Source organism: Saccharothrix ecbatanensis (genome assembly GCF_014205015.1).
Classification (GTDB): domain Bacteria; phylum Actinomycetota; class Actinomycetes; order Mycobacteriales; family Pseudonocardiaceae; genus Actinosynnema; species Actinosynnema ecbatanense.
This window is the reverse complement of the sequence record NZ_JACHMO010000001.1, coordinates 3,637,393-3,654,897: the sequence shown is the minus strand read 5'-3', so window position 1 is coordinate 3,654,897 and position 17,505 is coordinate 3,637,393. Positions and strand designations below refer to the sequence as shown.

17 protein-coding genes and 1 pseudogene are annotated in these 17,505 nt (G+C 68.6%); 4 read left to right on the top strand and 14 right to left on the bottom strand.

Features of this window, described 5'->3' with window-relative positions:
• Nucleotides 1-312: 312 nt before the first annotated feature.
• The 5 genes from F4560_RS15360 to F4560_RS15340 form a co-directional block, all read right to left on the bottom strand.
• Complete coding sequence (locus F4560_RS15360) at nucleotides 313-2,121, bottom strand: glycoside hydrolase family 6 protein (protein ID WP_184920659.1); 1,809 nt, start codon at nucleotides 2,119-2,121, stop codon at nucleotides 313-315.
• A gap of 106 nt (nucleotides 2,122-2,227) precedes the next feature.
• Nucleotides 2,228-3,946, bottom strand: a complete 1,719-nt coding sequence (locus F4560_RS15355) for a glycosyl hydrolase (protein ID WP_221483506.1) — start codon at nucleotides 3,944-3,946, stop codon at nucleotides 2,228-2,230.
• Nucleotides 3,947-4,648: 702 nt separating this feature from the next.
• The gene (locus tag F4560_RS15350; RefSeq protein ID WP_184920657.1) at nucleotides 4,649-4,813 is read right to left on the bottom strand and encodes a hypothetical protein; all 165 of its coding nucleotides are present in this window, start codon (nucleotides 4,811-4,813) and stop codon (nucleotides 4,649-4,651) included.
• A gap of 420 nt (nucleotides 4,814-5,233) precedes the next feature.
• Nucleotides 5,234-5,467, bottom strand: a complete 234-nt coding sequence (locus F4560_RS15345; RefSeq protein WP_184920655.1) for a hypothetical protein — start codon at nucleotides 5,465-5,467, stop codon at nucleotides 5,234-5,236.
• Between the two features lie 26 nt (nucleotides 5,468-5,493).
• The gene (locus F4560_RS15340; protein WP_281391916.1) at nucleotides 5,494-7,086 is read right to left on the bottom strand and encodes an ISL3 family transposase; all 1,593 of its coding nucleotides are present in this window, start codon (nucleotides 7,084-7,086) and stop codon (nucleotides 5,494-5,496) included.
• Nucleotides 7,087-7,109: 23 nt separating this feature from the next.
• Here F4560_RS15340 and F4560_RS15335 point away from each other — a divergent pair.
• Nucleotides 7,110-7,280: pseudogene (locus F4560_RS15335) on the top strand (transposase); the annotation flags it as partial.
• Nucleotides 7,281-7,295: 15 nt separating this feature from the next.
• Here F4560_RS15335 and F4560_RS15330 read toward each other — a convergent pair.
• The 5 genes from F4560_RS15330 to F4560_RS15310 all read right to left on the bottom strand — a co-directional run bounded on the left by F4560_RS15330 (nucleotide 7,296) and on the right by F4560_RS15310 (nucleotide 9,889).
• On the bottom strand, nucleotides 7,296-7,493 hold the full coding sequence (locus F4560_RS15330; RefSeq protein ID WP_281391915.1) for a hypothetical protein: 198 nt from the start codon (nucleotides 7,491-7,493) through the stop codon (nucleotides 7,296-7,298).
• A gap of 6 nt (nucleotides 7,494-7,499) precedes the next feature.
• Nucleotides 7,500-7,937, bottom strand: a complete 438-nt coding sequence (locus tag F4560_RS44560) for a hypothetical protein (protein ID WP_246477812.1) — start codon at nucleotides 7,935-7,937, stop codon at nucleotides 7,500-7,502.
• A gap of 6 nt (nucleotides 7,938-7,943) precedes the next feature.
• Nucleotides 7,944-8,345 carry a hypothetical protein gene (locus F4560_RS15320; RefSeq protein WP_184920651.1) on the bottom strand — a complete coding sequence of 134 codons (402 nt, stop codon included), beginning with the start codon at nucleotides 8,343-8,345 and terminating at the stop codon, nucleotides 7,944-7,946.
• A 270-nt stretch (nucleotides 8,346-8,615) separates the two neighbouring features.
• Nucleotides 8,616-9,032: a nucleoside deaminase gene (locus F4560_RS15315; protein ID WP_184920648.1), complete on the bottom strand. Its 417-nt coding sequence runs from the start codon at nucleotides 9,030-9,032 to the stop codon at nucleotides 8,616-8,618.
• Nucleotides 9,029-9,889: an LLM class flavin-dependent oxidoreductase gene (locus tag F4560_RS15310; protein ID WP_184920646.1), complete on the bottom strand. Its 861-nt coding sequence runs from the start codon at nucleotides 9,887-9,889 to the stop codon at nucleotides 9,029-9,031. The genes F4560_RS15315 and F4560_RS15310 overlap by 4 nt, the downstream gene beginning before the upstream one ends.
• 92 nt (nucleotides 9,890-9,981) lie before the next feature.
• Here F4560_RS15310 and F4560_RS15305 point away from each other — a divergent pair, with 92 nt between their 5' ends.
• On the top strand, nucleotides 9,982-10,434 hold the full coding sequence (locus F4560_RS15305; protein WP_184920644.1) for an Lrp/AsnC family transcriptional regulator: 453 nt from the start codon (nucleotides 9,982-9,984) through the stop codon (nucleotides 10,432-10,434).
• Nucleotides 10,435-10,492: 58 nt separating this feature from the next.
• The gene (locus F4560_RS15300) at nucleotides 10,493-11,743 is read left to right on the top strand and encodes an IS4 family transposase (protein ID WP_184916321.1); all 1,251 of its coding nucleotides are present in this window, start codon (nucleotides 10,493-10,495) and stop codon (nucleotides 11,741-11,743) included.
• Nucleotides 11,744-12,068: 325 nt separating this feature from the next.
• Here F4560_RS15300 and F4560_RS15295 read toward each other — a convergent pair whose 3' ends face one another.
• Nucleotides 12,069-13,130, bottom strand: coding sequence for an LLM class flavin-dependent oxidoreductase (locus F4560_RS15295; protein WP_184920642.1), 1,062 nt, complete (start codon nucleotides 13,128-13,130; stop codon nucleotides 12,069-12,071).
• A gap of 422 nt (nucleotides 13,131-13,552) precedes the next feature.
• Nucleotides 13,553-14,518 (bottom strand): ketopantoate reductase family protein, encoded by a 966-nt coding sequence (locus tag F4560_RS15290; protein WP_184920641.1) that lies wholly within the window; start codon nucleotides 14,516-14,518, stop codon nucleotides 13,553-13,555.
• A 90-nt stretch (nucleotides 14,519-14,608) separates the two neighbouring features.
• Here F4560_RS15290 and F4560_RS15285 point away from each other — a divergent pair, with 90 nt between their 5' ends.
• On the top strand, nucleotides 14,609-15,202 hold the full coding sequence (locus F4560_RS15285; protein ID WP_184920640.1) for a TetR/AcrR family transcriptional regulator: 594 nt from the start codon (nucleotides 14,609-14,611) through the stop codon (nucleotides 15,200-15,202).
• Between the two features lie 227 nt (nucleotides 15,203-15,429).
• On the opposite strand, the gene F4560_RS15280 is transcribed toward F4560_RS15285, so the two are convergent.
• On the bottom strand, nucleotides 15,430-15,756 hold the full coding sequence (locus F4560_RS15280; protein WP_184920639.1) for a hypothetical protein: 327 nt from the start codon (nucleotides 15,754-15,756) through the stop codon (nucleotides 15,430-15,432).
• Complete coding sequence (locus F4560_RS15275) at nucleotides 15,757-17,310, bottom strand: NsdA family TPR-like regulatory protein (protein ID WP_512700353.1); 1,554 nt, start codon at nucleotides 17,308-17,310, stop codon at nucleotides 15,757-15,759. It lies immediately after the preceding gene.
• Between the last annotated feature and the right edge of the window lie 195 nt (nucleotides 17,311-17,505).

Genomic DNA, 17,505 nt, shown 5'->3' with positions numbered 1-17,505 from the left:
TCGAACTCCTCGGTCGTAGCAGGGAAACGTCTTCAACCGACACCGTCGCGGCAGGGTGACGTGCCCATGACGGCTTCATGTGGAGACCCGACGTTCCGTCAGCCAGCACACGCGGTCCACTGCATTGATCTTCGGCTCGGCGACCTTGACCGGCCGGTCCCGACCTCGTTCAGAGCCGGCCCTCAGCGGTGATCTCGTGGCGCCCACTCTTGACACACCGATCCCGACGAAGAACTCGTAGGCGGCGCCCAATCCGGACGCCGCCTACGAGGATGTGCGGATCATTCAGTTGTGGTTCCGGTCAGCTGATGGTCACAGCGCCGGGTAGGCGTTGCGCATGAGCTCCTGGAACTGGGCCGAGAACCAGTGGCCCGACAGCGGGGCGTTCGGCAGCGCGCCGGACATGTTGTTGCCGTTGCGGATGTTGCCGCCGTAGGTCGGGTCGCACATGCGGTCGAAGCCCTTGCCCTCGTCGTTGGGGATGAGGGTGCTGGAGCCGTCGGACTCGCCCGGCGGCTTGATCCAGACGTAGGCGTCGATACCCGGCTTGGGAGCAGCCTTCGGACGCTCACCAAGACCGGCGCCGGACTGGTTGCACCAGTTGCCCTTCTGGAAGCGGCGGTCGATGCGCGACTCGTTCACGTAGGTGGTCGGGTCGCCCGAGGTCGACTTGGCGGTGGGCCGGTTGGGGCCGCCCCAGCCGTTGCGCGAGGTGTCGATCAGCATGCCGATGCCGCTGTCGAAGCCCTGCTTGACCAACTCCGTGCGGAACGCGGTGGCGAAGCCCACCTCACCGTTGAAGTCGTTCCAGTCGACCCACTTCGAGGCCTCCTTCACCGGACGGCCACCGACGTTGTCGTCGACCGTCCAGAACGGCTCCTCCAACGGCGAGTAGTTCGCCGTGTTGGTGATGAAGCCGTGGATCCTGTCCTTGGTGGCGCCGTTCTTGCCGAGCAGCGTCGCGAACAGCTTCGCCGAGGCGTAGAAGTTGTCGTACTGGGGATTGGTGTCGCCCCAGCCGATCCAGCCGTGGTGGGCGGCGTCGATGTAGTTGTAGACGTTCGAGACCGCGCCCAGCTTGCCCAGCGCGTAGGACACGCCCTCGATGTAGTTGCCGTTGGTCTTCATCGTGTCGCACTCGGGCGTCGCGGTGGGACGCGGCGAGACGTTGGTGACCAGGTTCGGCAGCGAGTCGATCTCGACGACCGTCACGATGCGCAGCTTGGAGTACTCCGGCCGGGCCACGATCTCGGCGATCTTGTCGACGTACTCGGTCTTGTAACGACCGATCTCGTCGGCCTTCAACTCACCGTTGGAGGCCAGCGCGGCGCAGTCACGGCCGGGCAGGTTGTAGATGACGACCTGGAAGACCAACTGGCCGTCCGCACGCGCCGCGCGCTGCTTCTCGGCCTCGTTCAGGTGGTCCGCCAGACCCATGCTGCCGGTCGTGGGCGAGCCGTTGCCGGTGATCGCGCTGGTCCGGTCCATCCACACACCGGTCGGCTGGTTCGCGATCCGCGAACCACCCGACTCCGCGGCCGCCTGACGCGACCACTGCGGGTTCACGTACACCCCGGCGCCCACGTACGGGTTGTCCACCTTCGGACCGCCAGGGTTGTTGTCCGAGGTCGTCGTCGTGGTGGTCGACGACGACGTGGTGGTCGTCGTGGTGGTCGTCGTGTCGACCGATCCCGTGCACACCGTGCCGTTCAACCGGAACTGCGTGGGCACCGGGTTGGACCCGGTCCACGTGCCGTTGAAGCCGGGCGTCGCCGACGCGCCGGTACCCAGGTTGGCGCTCCAGGAAGCGTTGCGGACCGACACGCGCGTCCCGGACTGGGAGAACGTGCCGTTCCAACCGTCCTTGATCGTCTGGCCGGCGGCGAAGTCCCACTCCAGCGTCCAACCGCCGGAAATGGCGTCACCGAGGTTGGTGACCTTGACGTTGGCGCCGAAGCCACCTTGCCACTGGTTCGAAATCTGGTACGACACCCGACAACCGGCGGCAGCGCTGGCGGTGGCCGTGGAGGCCACCACCCCGGCCACGGACAAAGCCGCCACCGAGGTCACCGCCAATGCCCCGGACAATTTCCGGGAACGTACGAACGTGCGCAGACTCATGCATCTTCTCCTTGCGAAGAACCCGCCATTCTGGGAGCGCTCCCAGTGACAGGGTTGGACATCGGTGTCCAAGTTTGTGATTGTTTTCCGCCGCTACCGGGAATGGTCAGGCGGTGGTGCAGGTCGGCACGACCGCCGACGGTGTGCCGCTGCCGATGAAGCCGAACGAGGCGCTTTCCCCCGGCTTCACGGTCCCGTTCCACGACGCGTTCTTCGCGGTCACGGTCGAGCCGGTGGTGGACAGGGTGGTGTTCCAGGCGTTCTGGATGCGCTGGCCCGCGGCGAGGGTCCAGGTGACCTGCCAGCCGGTGATGGCCGTGGTCTTCTGGTTCTTCACGGTGACCTCGGCCTGGAACCCGCCGGACCACTGATTGGTCACGCGCAACGTCGCGGCGCAGCCGTCCGTGGGCTCCGGCTCGGTACCGGGGTCCTTGAAGTCGGGCAGCTCATCGAGGGTGATGACGTTGGCGTGGTTGTAGACGCGCTGCACGAAGTCGCGCGGGTTGGTCACGCCGTCCGTGATGGACGAGCCCGACCATGTGACGAACCAGGACCAGCGTGCCTCGTAGGCCCGGACCAGGTCGGGGTCGGGGATGGAGCCGACCTCGCCCAGCGCGGCCAACTTCTTGTCTCCACCCAGCTGCACCAACCGGTCGTACTGGCCCACGGCCGCGCTGTGGTCGCCCTGCGGCAGGTAGACGTCCGCGCTGACCACGTCGACCACGTCGTCACCGGGGTACCAGTCCGGCGAGATCGAGTTCCACACCCAGATCAGGTTGTGCAGGTCGTGGTGGTTCACCAGGCGGTCGTGCATGATCCGCCACAACTCCTTGGCCGGACCGGACCCCTTGGCGCCCCACCAGAACCAACCGCCCTCGGCCTCGTGCAGCGGCCGGAACAGCACCGGCACCTTCGCGTCCGCCAGGCGCTTGAGCTCCACGGCGATCGCGTCCATGTCACGGATCAACAGCTTGTAGTCGGTCGAGGACGTGTCGGCCAGTGCCGCGGCGAGGTCGAACGTGGTCGCGGAGGTGTAGAAGCCGCGCCACCACTCCTTGCCCGGCTGGTCGATCAGGCCGGACGGCGCGTTCCAGTGCCACACCATCGTGGTGATGCCGCCGCGGGCGTCGTAGGCCAGGGCGTGGTCCACGTCCCGACCCGTCGTGCCGCGCTCGACCCGGCTGGGCGAGTAGTCCATCAGGTCGTAGCCGCCCACCGCGGGCGCCTTGCCGATGTTCTGCTCGACCCAGTCGATGCTCGCCTGATCCTGTTGTCCCGACAGGATGTTCTTGCCGTAGTTGTCGGTCAGGTACCGCATCAGGCCCTTGGCCTCCGCGGTCGCGGCCGGGTCGGTCAGCTCGCCGGTCACCTGGTGCGGCGGTCGCGGCGCGCTCGGGGTCACCTTGATCGCGTCGATCAGGTACCAACCCCAGTTGTTGGTCACGGTGACCGTGTTGTCACCCGACCGCAGCAGCGCTTTGCCCGCCGCGATCTCGGTGAACGCCGAGACCGCCGGGAACGACACGTCACCCAACCCGCTGCCGTTGAGGGACAACGACGCCGACTTCGCGCCATACGGCGTCGCGTAACGGATGGTCAGATCGTGCAAGCCACCGGGGCTGTTCGGGATGGTGATGGTGACCGAGTCGGAACCCTGGTCGAACCCGGCCACATAACCCGTGCCGGAATAACCCGACAGACTCGACTCGACCACGGTCCCATTCAGGACACCGGTCTCGGCTTCGAGCCACGTGTCAGCCGCCGAAGCCGGCAGCGGTGGCGCCAAAGCCGTCAGGAGTATCGCGGCCACAAACGCAGAGCGCACGTCAGTAATCCCTTCGCATCATTGGTCAGGGCTGGTCTGTGACCTGGGAGCGCTCCCAGGAATGTCGTCGGCCGAGTGGCCCCTCATGCAAGGAGGCATTGAGCGGGAGGGGCCACTGCCGATCCGGGCTCGTCTGAACCCGAGTTGGAGCGTAGCAACGAACTTTTTCAAATGGAACACAGAGGACCCCTTACAAATGGCTGCTGGAACTACTACTGGCGAAGCGATTCGACGGGTTCATGATGGATTCGGTATACCTAATTTTCGTCCACCCCTTGAGCAAGGGGTCTCATGGCGTCGGATCACTCCGGTGGCGGTCGTGCGCGAGGGTCGGCGAGGAGGTGGTCGACGACGTCGTGCGGCCAGTGCTGGACGGCGAGCACGTGTTCCAACGACCGCGACGCGGGCAGCTGCGCCACGTGAGGCAGCTGATGGCCACCAAGGACCTCTCTGCCTACAAGAAGGTCCTCGCCGACGCGGGTGTCGAGGTCGAGTCCATCTGCGACTGGAAGTCGCTGACGGCGGCACTGGAGGAGGTTGAGCAGGCGGGCAAGAAGGGCATCACGTTCTCCGCAGTCGGCACGGAGGAAGGCTCCTTCCAGGTTCTGCCTGACTCTGGGGCGCGAAGGCCGAGCCGACCGACCTCGCCTCCGTCGACGCGGTGTCCGCGCTGTCGCTGTGGAAAGACCGGCTCGACAAGGTCTATGCGCCCAACTCGGTGATCGGCAACACCCAGACCACCAGCTGGTAGGAGTTCACCACCGGCGAGTACGCCTCCGCCGAGAACGGCACGTGGCAGCCGGCCAGCGCCGCCAAGGCTGATTGGCTCGCGGCTCCCCCAAGACGCTGGAGGACGTCACCGGTCACCGAAGATCGTGTTGGCGTAGATCTGGTCACCGTCGGCAGGTCCTACGCAGGCGGCACCGCCCTCGACCTCGGGTTGGCCGAGTGGCAGAAGGCGCTCGTCGGCTACGGCAACCAGCAACGCTGGTGGCGGTGTGCCGCGCGGTCGACGCCGTGGCCGACGGGCTCATCCCGCACGTGGACCCGGTGTTCACCGCGGTCGACTCGTTGATCGCCCGTGCCGGACAACAAGGAAAGTCGGCTGAACGCCCCTCGCGGTATTCCACCGCCACCGTGGAGTCGGGAAGCAGGCACATGCAATGGCCACCGTCGAACTCCACGTCCAAGCCCGCGTCTGGGAGCACGACCGATCGAGTTTCGCGGTGCTGCTCATGGAAGGCGAGGCGACCGACCGTGTGCACGGCGACAGCGTGCGCCGGTTCGTCAGTTCCGAGAATCCTTTGCCCTCCCCGAACCGGGGATCCGCTCACCCGTGCCGCCTCCAGCGGGCGGCCACTCCCAGCGGACGCCGAACTGTCCCGGACCGAAATCGAGCACGACGTGGTGCGCGGCCCGATCCTCGTCCAGCTCGACCGGACGGCACTTCTCCACGCCGTCCAGCACGGAGTACCGCACACACCGCGAGGTGATCGCGCTGGTCGATTGTGGCTCTGGCACACATTCGATGACGTCGACCGGACCGGTCACGTCCGTGCCAGGACGCGGCGTCGGAGCAGGTCGAAGCCCGCTCGACCGAACATGGCTCGTTTGATCAGCTTCAACCGGTTGACGTTTCCCTCCGTCGGACCGTTGCTGTGCGGCAAGGTCAAACCGGCCACCACCGCGTCCCAATCGCGCCGCAGGGCGGTCGCAAAGGCCCGGATCTCGCGGACGTCGCCGGCTTCGGCTTGCCGGACCCAGTCTTCGAGCTGGTGCCCACTGCGTTGACGTAGCAGCGAGGCGAACTCCGCGGCGAGTCGGCCGGTGACGGCGACTTGGTCGGAACGGCACAGGATCCGGTCCAGGTGTTCCCGTTCCCGGTCGGTGAGCTCCTCGGGCCGTCTCATGATCCAACCGGTCACCTTCCTGGGAGTGACCGTGGGCGGCGGCTCGGCAGGAGTGCCGGCGACGTGCCAGTGCTGGAGGCGACGGCGCACGAGTTGGCGGCTGCCGCGGAAGCCCCGGGCTGTGATCTCGGCGTAGAGGACCGCGGCGTTGACACAGCCCTCGCCCCAGCGTCGCTGCAGGTAGGGCATGTAGGCGTCGATGAGGCTGTGGCGGTTGGTCGCCGTGCTCATCAGGTCGTCGAGGTCGCGGCGGGCGTAACGACGCACGGTCTTGCGATCAAGGTTCAGCCTCCGGGCGATGGCCGTGATGGTCCAGCCCTGGGCGATCATCCGCTGGACCTGCGGCTGGCGGGCCTGGATCCGTTGCGCCAGTGGGCCGTCGGCCTGTGCCGCCTTGGGTGTGGGTAACGTCCGGACCTGATCGTCGGGCTTGTCGCGCAGGCAGCAGCGGCAGCGGCTGATCACCCGCTCGACCGCGGCGGAGAGGTTCGCGAGCAGATGCCACCTGTCCGCGACCTGGATCGCGTCGGGGGCTCCGCGTCGGGCTCCGTCGGCGAAGTAGCCGGCACGGTCCCGGCAGACCACCTCGATGCCCGGGTGCCGGGCCAACCACGATGCCAGGGCGTCGGAGGTGGCCTCGGGCAGCAGGTCCACCGGGCGGCGGGTGGCCATGTCCACCAGGATCGTCCCGTAGTTCCGGCCCTTGCGGAACGCCCACTCGTCCACCCCGACCACCTGTAACGACCCGATCTCCGGCTCGGGCAGGGCCCGGATGAGCCGCAGCAGCGTCATCCTGCTCACCGCACCGGCAAGCCCGACACACAACCGCGCCCCCGGCCGACCGCCCAAGGCCAATGCCACCCGCACCAGCACGTCGCGGAGTTGGACACTCCGCCGTCCATAACGGATGGTCAGACCGTCGACCTGCTCGGCGAAGATCCGACGCTCACACTGTTCGTTGCGACAGAAGAACCGGCGCACCTCCAGGCGCAGCACCGTCTCCTGCCCGGGACACCGCCATGTCCGACACGGTGCGCGGGTAGCGGCTGTGCACCCGCGCCGAGTCGACGCCGCAGCGCGGACACGCCGCAGCGCGGACACGCCGCTGTCGGCGATGTCGGCCTGGCATGCAACGCGACCGAGCCACCGGTACGGGCGACTTTCTCCACCCGTACCGCGGACAGATGCGGGAACACGACGGCGAGCAGATCGGCGACAAGCACACGACATGATCAACAAGCGGGACCCGGGCCTTTGCGACCGCCCTGCGGCGCGATTGGGACGCGGTGGTGGCCGGTTTGACCTTGCCGCACAGCAACGGTCCGACGGAGGGAAACGTCAACCGGTTGAAGCTGATCAAACGAGCCATGTTCGGTCGAGCGGGCTTCGACCTGCTCCGACGCCGCGTCCTGGCACGGACGTGACCGGTCCGGTCGACGTCATCGAATGTGTGCCAGAGCCTCGGCGAGCAGGACGCGGACGACCTCGGCGGGGTCCCAGCGCTGCGCTTTGGCGGTCGGGATCAGGTCGGTCAGCGATCGCCGGATGTAGGGCAGTTTCAGGCGTTTGGTCAGTTCGATCGCCTCAGCCAGCGGGTCGCCGCCCGAGCCCGCGACGGTGCGCAGTGGCGCCGCCATCACGCCTCATTCCCTTCCGTGGTGATGCCGAAGTTGGACCAGGCCGAGGTGCCTGGGTTGCAGGCTGTGCGCCTCACCGGCCCTGGTCGGCTCGGCCTGGTCGCGGCCGGCTTGGTGGGCCAGGATGCGGATCAGGTCGTTCTCGGCGAACCGGCCGGCGATCGCCGCGGTCCCGAGCGCCTGGTCGACCTCGGCGGCCGGGTGGAGCTTGGCAAGGGCACGGTTGGGGTGTGCTCCGGCGTCGACGAGCCGGTAGCCGTACGGTGGCCGGCCACCGAGGTAGCGGCCCTGCTCAACGGTCTGCATCCGCATGGCGATCGTGACCCGGTGTCGGGAGCGCACGACCTCGGCCTGGGAGCGGGCCGCGAGGACGGTCAGCAGCGCCTCGTGCAGAGGACTGCCGAACCGCACGACACCACCGGCCTCCGGCAGCCACAGTTGCACGCCGTGCTATTCGAGCACGACGCGCAGGGCGTCGAGTTGGGCGTTGTCGAAGAAGGCGCGTTCGTACTCGCCGACCACGATCGCGTCGATCCTGTTGGCGGGGTCGGTGATGGCGCTGAGCAGGGCTGCGGCTTGGGGGCGTTGGGGCCAGGGCACCTGGCGGGAGCAGGCGGTCTCGAAGTACTCGCCGACGATCGTGCCGTGCCCGTCGACGAGCCGGTGGGCGACGTCGAACTGCCACGCCTTGGAGGTACGCGGGTCCTGGTGCTCGGCGGTGGAGGCCCGACCGTAGAACAGAAACGTCAACATCCCGGTCGGGGCGGCGTCCAGGGTGGGGATGCCCGGCGGGATGGTGGCGGCGATCCACTCGGCCAGCGTCGCAGGGCGCGAAGGGGCGGACACGGTCATGTGCGGTCGGTCCTCGGCGTCGGAGAGGTGATGTACGCCGAGGTGACGCGGCATGACCACCGCAGTGATGGCACCTCACGCCGGATTCACCCGCGGAGAGCAGTGCACGCCCGCGCCGATGGAGTACGAACTCTGATGCATCAGGATTGCTTCAGCAGCCTGAGCCCTGGAAACGCGACTCCGTCTAACCAGGGCAGGATCACCACGGCCGCCGCAGCCGTCACCGATCCGACTTCACTCGACCGGGTCAGGTTTCAGCGGCTGAGCGCGTCATGGGTAGTACCCCTCGACGGGGGCCTTCGCCGCCTCGTACAGGTGCGGGCCGTCGACCGGCACCGGCGGGAAGCCGCCCGCGGTGCGCAGTCCGTCGAGTTGCTCACCCGACAGGGCGAAGACCACGTGGCCGATCCCGGACCGGGCCAGCGCGCCGGCGCACATGCCGCACGGTTCGCAGCTGGTGTACATGGTGGTCATCGCCGCCGTCTGCGGGTCCAGCTCCCGCGCTGCCCAGCGGGCCACCTTCAGCTCGGGGTGCGCGGTGATGTCGCCGTCGGTGAGAGTGGTGTTGCGTTCCTCGACCAGCACCGACCCGTCCGGGCCTACCAGTAGCGACCCGAACGGAGGGTTGCCGGCCGTGCGTGCCTCGGAGGCCAGCGCGATGGCCCGCCGCAGGTGTTCCGGGTTCACTGCATCTCCTTCTTGTCCGACAGCTCCGACAGCTCCGACAGCTCACGGACGGCGGCCAGCATGCGCCACGGGGCGTGCGGGTGCCGTGTTTCTTCTGGGTCACCGACGAACGGGTCGAGCACGACGGCGCGAACGCCGTCCGCGCGCAGGTCTTCGAGGTCTTGGGCGACCTGGTCGAGCGTGCCTTCGCCGAGCCTCCGGTCGTCCACCGGCGCCTCGGTCACCCGCAACAGGATGCGTGGCGCGAGACCGGGGACCGGGCGACCCTCGTCGTCGGCGATCTCCTTCAACCGGGCCAGGGAAGCCCGCCAGCCGGCGGGTGTCTGCCGCAGCGGGTGCCACGCGTCGCCGAGCCGGACCGCGCGCCTCAGCGCGGCGTCGCCGTGCCCGCCGACCCAGACCGGGATGGTGCCGGCGCGGTAGCCGTCGTCGCGCCACGCCTCGCGGACGGTCGTGATCAGCTCGTCGGTCAGCGCGCCACGGCGGTGGAACGGTACGCCGAGCGCCTCGAACTCCTGGCGGGCCCAGCCGATGCCGACACCGAGCACGAACCTGCCGCCGCTGAGGTCGTTGAGGTTTGCGGCCATCCTGGCGACGAGCAGCGGGTGCCGGTAGGGCGCGATGAGCACGGTCGTGCCGAGGGCGATCCGCTCGGTGGTCCCGGCGAGCCACGACAGCGTGGTGAACGGGTCGTAGAAGGGCGCCGGGTACTGCGCGGCCACATCGGGGGTGATCGCCACGTGGTCGGACACCATGAGCAGGTCGAACCCGAGACCTTCCACCGTGCGCGCCCAGTCGCGGAGCACTTCGGGGCGGGTTCCCGGCCCGAAGTTGGGGACGTTCACGCCGATCAACATGCCTCAAGACTATGTGGGTGAGGACGGCTGGTGAAGAGACTATCCACGGCATTGCGTGGTATTCGCCGTGGATCTCACGGTAGATTGCGGAGATGACCGAGACATTGGACGCGACCGACTGGGCGATCCTCGCGGAGTTGCAGCAGGACGGCAGGGTGGCGCTCACCGAGTTGGGGCGGCGGGTGAAGCTGAGCGCGTCGGCAGTGACCGAGCGGGTCAAGCGGATGGAGAACACGGGGATCATCACCGGTTACCGTGCCACCGTCGACCTCGACCGGGTGGGGTTCGGGGTGCTCGCGGTCGTGCGGCTGAAGTACCCCGGCAACCAGCACCAGCCGCTGCACCGGCTGCTCGCCGAACGTTCCGAGTTCCTGGAGTGCCTGCGCACCACCGGCGAGGACTGCTACACGATCAAGATCGCTGCCACGTCCATGCAGCACCTGGAGCTGATCGTGAACGAGCTGACCGGGCTCGGCACCACGACGACCAGCATCGTCTACAGCCAGACGCTCCCGCTGCGCGGCGTCGACGGCAATGCCGCTTAGTTAGTGGCCTTGGTGTGCGGGTTGAGGCGAGTGGATTGGTTGGCAGTACTGTTGATCAGTGCCGTCTGCTCGCCGTTTCACCGATGGGATCAGCATCGGTGTGCTGGCCCGTGTGTTCGACCGGGATCTGGTGGACGAGGTGCTCGCGGAAACGGGGCGTCGGGAGAGGCGGTCGCGTCTGCTGCCCGCGCGGGTGGTCGTCTACTACGTGCTGGCGCTGTGCCTGTTCTTCGATGACGGTTACGAAGAGGTGATGCGCAAGCTGGTCGACGGTCTGCGGTTTCTGGGCACGTGGCGGCAGGGGTGGACGGTGCCCACGACGGGGGCGATCTCCCAGGCGCGGGGGCGGTTGGGCGAGGCGCCGCTGCGGGTGCTGTTCGACCGGGTGGCGGTGCCGATGGCCCATGCCGGAACGCGGGGGGCGTGGTTTCACGGGTGGCGGGTGATGGCGGTCGACGGTGTCGTGCTGGACTTGCCCGACACGGCGGCCAACGTAGCCGAGTTCGGCAAGAAGCCGCACAAGGGCGGGCAGAGCCCGTTTCCGCAGGTGCGGATCATGGGGCTGGGCGAGTGCGGCACGCATGCGATCGTGGCGGCGGAGTTGGATTCCTGGCGGGTGCAGGAACGCGGCTTGTGCGAGCGGTTGGTGGCGGCGTTCGAGCCGGACATGCTGGTGCTGGCCGATCGCGGTGTGTTCTCCTACGACTTGTGGCAGCGGGCGCGCCGGAGCGGGGCGCAATTGGTGTGGCGGGTCCGTGACGATGTGGACCTGCCGGTGTTGGGGTGGCTTCCCGACGGGTCCTACCGCAGTGAGCTGCTGCCCTCGAAGGTCAAGGCGGACCTGAAGCGGGGCAAGCGGTCGCGGGCGCCGGAGGGGTCGCGGTTGCCGGTGCGGGTGGTGGAGTACTCGGTGACCGACCGCGGCGGGCAGCCCGAGATGATCCGCCTGGTGGTGTCGATCATGGATCACGAGGTGGCGCCGGCGGTGGAGTTGGCGGTGCTGTATCGGCAGCGGTGGGAGTTCGAGCTGACCCTGGACGAGATCGAGACCCATCAGATGCCGCATGGCAGGGTGCTGCGGTCGAAGTCCCCGGAGTTGGTCCGGCAGGAGATCTGGGCGTTGCTGCTGACCCACTACGCGGTGCGGGCGTTGATGTTGGAGGCCGCCGAGGGCCTCGGTCCGGACGACGGGCCCGACGTCGACGGGTTGTCCTTCGTCCGAAGTCTCAACGCTGTGCGCCGCCAGGTCACCAACCAGGCGGGTTTTTCCCCCTCACCGCCTGAAGAACGCGATCATCGAGACGCTTGAGGAGATCCGACACCGACGCGCCCGGGGCCGCCGCCACCGCTCCTACCCACGCGTGGTCAAACGCAGCAACGTCGGCAGCAAGCTGATCAAACGCGCGCACCACACAGGCACCCGCTACGACCGGCCACCTGGCATCCACCTCTTCGGCAAGATCACTAACTAAGCGGCATTGGCGTCGACGGGCCGCCACGGGAGCCACCGGCGTGACGTGGTCCAGGATGATCGGCTGGGATCGAGGTGCCGGCAGGCGGAGCGCGGCGGGGTCGCCACAGCATGCTCGACCCTGCCTGCGATCCCGAGCGGTAACGCGCGTTCGGGTGTGGCGTTACGCGGGTTGCGCGGTGAAGACGGGCATCACGTGGTCGTGGACGAGTCGGAGTTGCTCGCGCATCGTCGCGACGCCGGGTAGGTCCATGCCCGAGAACGCCTTCACCAGCGCGGCGTCGGTGATGGCGAGGACCATGTGGTTGACGCCGGTCGACGCGATCTCCGTCCGGATCTTCTCCGCGCACTCCTCGGGTGTGCCTGCGATCGAGAGCTTGTCGGCCAGCGAAGGCGGGGTCAGCTCGAACGCGCGGTCCACCCTGCCCTCGGCTACGGCGGCGATGATGTCGGTCAGCGACGCGGGGTCGACGTCGTTGCGCTCCAGCTGCTCGGCCGGCATCGAGGACGCGTACAGGCCGACCATCGCGCGTGCGGCGTCCTTCGCGGCACGGGAGTCCGGGCCGGTGGCGAACACGACCCAAGCGCCGAGGTCCAATGTGGACGCGTCGCGACCGGCCCGCTCGGCACCGATCCGCACGTTCTCGACCATGTACTCGTAAGCGCGCTTGGTGTAGCTCAGGGCGTGGTGCACGCCGTCGGTCAGCTCGCCCGCCGCCTGGAACGACTTCGGGCCGCGCATCGCGCCCAACTTTACCGGGACGTGGTCCTGGACGGGCCGTGCGAACGTGAAAAGCCCGCTGTAGCGGAAGAACTCACCCTCGTAGCTGATCGCGCCCTCGTCGAGGATCGTCCGCACCACGTGGTGTGCCTCTTTGAGGCGTGACAACGGTTTCGTCTTCGCCCAGTCGATGCCGTACTGGGCGAGCAGGCCGAAGTTGCCCGAGCCCAGCACGCACTCCGCGCGACCGCCGGTCAGTTCGTCCAGGGTGGCCGTCGCCTGGGCGATCAGCGACGGCTCGCGCAGCGTCACCGCGGACAGGCTCGGGCCGAAACGGATGTTCTTCGTCTTGTCCGCCGCCGCGGCGAACAGCTGCCAGAGGTCCTTGTGCCACGTCTCGTCCGCCGCGTAGCACCCGTAGTAGCCCAGCTCGTCAGCGAGTTTGATGGACTCGATCGTGTCGTCCAGCGGGTAGTCGGGCAACATCACGAAGCTGAAGCGCAAGGCACTCACCTTTCGGAGGCGGTGGACTCGACGGCGTCGCCGGCACGCGCGCCGGGAGGCACCGGCCACCGGTGCGGGGACGACGGCCGCGGGTCGGTCATCCGGGCCTCCGCGTGACGGCCGATCACGTCCACTGAACATATTGGGTTGACATTTCACCCGGCAAGCTGGTGATCGGGTGAATAGACACCAGCGTGGAGCAACTGTCGACCCCGACAGGTGCGGGCTGTCCGGGGCCTCGCGAGGTGGGCGCGATCCCGGCCCGCTTGGCCGGCACTCGCCGACTTGGCTTGAACACCGGTGTGTCCGCGGCGCCGTCCCGGCCGGAGGCGGAGGCGGTCTTGCGCGTCCGGGTCTGGCTCCGGGATGCGGTGGACCATGCAACCGCACTGCACCAGCGGGACCGACGAACATCGGTGGGTTCAGACGCGACCCGTCCCCTCACGTGCGAAGTTCGGTTCCGCCGCTTCCAGTCGCGGTACCGCGACGCCCAACTGTCGTGCTTCCGCCAGCACGTCCCGGCAGATCCCCCGCGGCTCCTGGGCCTCGGGATCGGAATGCGCTTCGAAATTCACGCGCACCGGCGCGACGTGAGTGGTCAGCCAGGCGAGCGCGCGGGCTGTCAGCCAGGTGGGCGCCCGGAACAGCAGCCCGTCGCGCCGGTGACGTCGCAGGTCGAGTCCGCGCGCTTCCAGGAGTGGCAGGAGTTCGCGGCTGATCAGCAGTGCCTCGCGCAAGTCGCCCGTCGCCCCGGCCAGCTTGGCCAACGACCCCAACCGCAGGCCCTGCGCGTGCAGGCCGGCGTTCGCCACGAAGTGGATCCACAGCCAGCCGCGGAAGTCGGGTTGCTCCCGCGGCCGGAGCCCGGCCTCCCGGAACACCTGGCGCACGGCCCGCTCACGGTCGGTCGGAGGCCGGCCGAGGGTGCCGAAGATGACCGACCGCAGCAGTGTGCCGCGGAGCACGCCGTCCTCGCCGAAGCCGCCACCGGCTTGGGGAAAGCCCCACGCGACCTGCTCGACGGGGAGTGCGCCGATCGCGGCCGGCGGCTCGGCCCAGATGTTGCCGAAGACCAGGACGGTGGCCTGGCCGACGCGCGGTGCGAGGAAAGCCGCCGCCTCCGTGAGGCGGTGGTGCGGCACGCTCAGCACGATCAGGTCGAAGTCGTGGTCGGGCTCCAGTTCCTCGCGGTAGCGCACCGGCCACTTCTGGGCGACTCGTTGCCCCCGCACCCGGTGCCGCATGTCGAGCAGGTCGAGGTCGATCGCTTCCCCGTACATCGCCGAGCGACCGGGGCGGACGTAGAACTCGACGTCATGTCCCGCCTGTTGCAGGGCCCAGCCGTAGACGGTGGCGATCACGCCTCGCCCGAACATCAGGATCTTCACGCTGCACCTCGTCGGGTACGATCGATCTGGAGGTCATCTCCACTTTTGAAAATATGGAGGTCATCTCCATTTGTCAATGCGAGGTAGCGCATGACCGCCGACAAGCCGCTGCGGGCCGACGCCCAACGCAAGCGCGAGGCCCTGCTCGCCAAAGCCCGGGAGGTCTTCGACACTGGCGACTTCTTCGACCTGCGCTTCGACGACTTCGCCCGCCTGGCCGGGGTGGGCACCGGCACGCTGTACCGCCACTTCCCGACCCGGGAGGCGCTGGCCGAAGCGGTCTACCACGGGGAAGTCGCCGCGCTGTGCGAGCGCGCCCGCCAACTACAGGCCACGCTGCCTGCGGCGGAGGCTTTGACGACCTTCCTCCGCGGCGTGGTCGACCACATGGATGCCCACGAGGGCCTGGCCCGGACGCTGGCCACGCTCATGGCCGACCGCTCGAGCGTCCTCGCCGAGGGCAGCCGGGCGCTGGAGCAGGCTGTCACCGACTTGGTGACCACCGCCGTGCGGGAAGGCGCTGTCCGGGACGATGTAGACGCCGGCACCGTCATGATGGCACTGCACGGCATCGGTGCGGCCCATGACCGCCCCGATTGGCGGGCCGAGGCCGACGGCGTCATCACCCTCCTCCTGGACGGGCTGCGCCGCCCGCACTCGGGCACCCAGACCGGCGACGAGTGAAGTTCGCTCATCTCCCTGGTGGAGAAGTGCATCCTCCTGTTGCTGCGGATGCCACCGGGCTGGTCGTGCCGTTCCAGGCGTTCTGCATACCTCGCCCGGCGGTGAGCGACCCCTTGACCCGCCAACCGGTGGCGGGCGCGGTGCGTGTGGCAATGGTGCGGGACTGAGCGGGTGTGCTGCTGAGCGGCTGGTGTTCACGCGGGTGGACTCAGCGCGGTGACACGGCGTCATGCCGAACAGGTAACCCGCACCGCCGCGAGCGCGCTGACGAGACCGGGGGCGAGCACCAGCTGCGGTGCCCAGTCGAGTTCGATCCCGAGCGGACGGGCGGCGTCGACCCCGTCCAACAGCTCGCCCACGCCCACGACGAAACCCGCCAACACCGGCATGAGCACGAGCACCGGGCCGACCAGCAACGCGCGGTTGGCCTGGATCAGGTCGGCGGGACCACCGGCCGACGTCAGGTCGACCGGCGCCTCGATCAGGCCGAGGACCCAGAACACCAACGCCACCCCGAGCGCGTAGACGACCCCGAACAGCGCCGCGTCGACCACTCAGGCCACGAGTGAGGAGGCCGAGCGGGACGTCACCACGTCGAGCAGCCGGTGCGCAGTGCCGAGGCACACGCCGAACACGGACCCGCACAGCACACCCAGCCGCAACCGGCTCTTCTTCTCCGCGGTCAGCCGCCGACCACCGCTCCGCACGCTGATCCGCAAGGACACCGGCGCCGGCACGTCACGGCCGATCACCAACCCGTAGCTGATCACCATGAGCACGGCTCCGAAGAAACCGATCAGCAGCCCGGAGAGGAACCAGGGGCTCGATCCGACGCGCGTGCCGAAGGCGCTCGCGACACCCTCCACCAGCCAGTCGACCACCGTGGCAGTGACTCCGGCGAACAGCCCGAGCACCAGGGTCCGTGACCGTCGGCGCAACGCCGTGCCGAACTCCCACCAGGCGAGGTCGGTGGTGTGCCGCCTGCTCAGGTGCGCGGCGAGGAAGCGGAACCAGCGGGCGGCCTGCTCGGCCGACCACCGCTGGTCGAGGCCCACGGCCCGGTCGAGCGGTTCGGGCCGGCACACGGTGGGCACGAAACGGGTCAACAGGTGGTCGGAGATGCTCGCTGCGGTGGGGAAACGCTCGGCGTCCAGCAGTTCGGCCGGGTCCGGGCCGGTCGTGTCGCTGTAGATGACGCGGGCGAGGCCCACCGACAGCGGGGTGGTGAGCGTGGCGGCCAGCGGGTGGTCCGGGTGCTCGGCCAGCGCGCGCAGCACCGGGTCCCAGCGGTTCGCGGTGTCGCCGGCGGTCGTTCCGGCGGTGCGCGGCAGGTACCCGGCGAGGTCCGCGACGGAGGAGTGTGAGTCCTGGGCTGCGATCTGGCCCAGTTGGAACAGCTTGAGCGCTTCGGCCGGGTCGTCGTTGTCCAGAGGAACACGTCCCAGGTGGTAGAGCACGATCGCGGTGTGGGCCGGGTCGCCCGCGTCCTGGGTGTCGCGGACGGCTTGACCGAGCCAACGCTGGGCATCGCTTTGCAGGCCGAGATCGTGCGCGGTCCACCCCGCCATTGTCTTGGCTTCCGCGATCGCCGACAGCAGGCTGGTCCGAACGGCGTCGGTGGCCGAGGCATGCAGCAACGACTGCGCCCAGTGGGTATGGGCGAGGATGGCGTCGCGGCAGGAGCCGCCGCCGTGCGCGGCGTCGTAGGAGCGCAGCGCGGCGGTCAGTGCCCGCACCTGGACGACGTCGGTCGCGCCCACCCGATTGGGGACTGGTGTGGTGTCCGGGCCCACGGCGAGCAGATCCACCTCGGGTTGCGTGAGCACCGCCCCCATGACGATCTTGCTGATCAGGCCGAGGAAGCCGCGACGTTCGAGCATGAAGTCGTCCTTCGTGCGGTGGAGACCGGCTGAGGTCGCCGCGCCGTGGGCCGCCTCGTCGGTATACGCCAAACCCATGAAACCCCGAGGAACACCCAGCCCGTCGGCGATGCGCTCCAGCACGTCGTACGCCTGCACCTGCCGCCCGTTGGTGATCGCCGAAATCTCGGACTGCCCCTGCCCCGGTCTTTCGGTGCAATCACCATGCGTTGCGGTGAGTGCGCACAGTCACCGCAACGCCCGTCTGCTGACGAGGAGGCCGCTCCTTGCCGGGTGCGCCGTGACGGCGGGTCACCTCCGCAGCGCCCGCGAGCCCCGGCATCGGACTGAATCCGCGGTGAGGCTCTGCCGTATTCCAACGTGCCCGTGGGTGCAGCGTGCACGGACGGGCTGCACGGTTGCTCCGTCAAGGCGGTACATGCG

Bases quoted from the DNA above. Each gene is read 5' to 3' on its own strand.
- F4560_RS15360 (WP_184920659.1), bottom strand. From the start codon at position 2,121: ATGAGTCTGCGCACGTTCGTACGTTCCCGGAAATTGTCCGGGGCATTG.
- F4560_RS15340 (WP_281391916.1), bottom strand. From the start codon at position 7,086: ATGTCGTGTGCTTGTCGCCGATCTGCTCGCCGTCGTGTTCCCGCATCT.
- F4560_RS15330 (WP_281391915.1), bottom strand. From the start codon at position 7,493: ATGGCGGCGCCACTGCGCACCGTCGCGGGCTCGGGCGGCGACCCGCTG.
- F4560_RS15320 (WP_184920651.1), bottom strand. From the start codon at position 8,345: ATGACCGTGTCCGCCCCTTCGCGCCCTGCGACGCTGGCCGAGTGGATC.
- F4560_RS15310 (WP_184920646.1), bottom strand. From the start codon at position 9,889: ATGTTGATCGGCGTGAACGTCCCCAACTTCGGGCCGGGAACCCGCCCC.
- F4560_RS15305 (WP_184920644.1), top strand. From the start codon at position 9,982: ATGACCGAGACATTGGACGCGACCGACTGGGCGATCCTCGCGGAGTTG.
- F4560_RS15285 (WP_184920640.1), top strand. From the start codon at position 14,609: ATGACCGCCGACAAGCCGCTGCGGGCCGACGCCCAACGCAAGCGCGAG.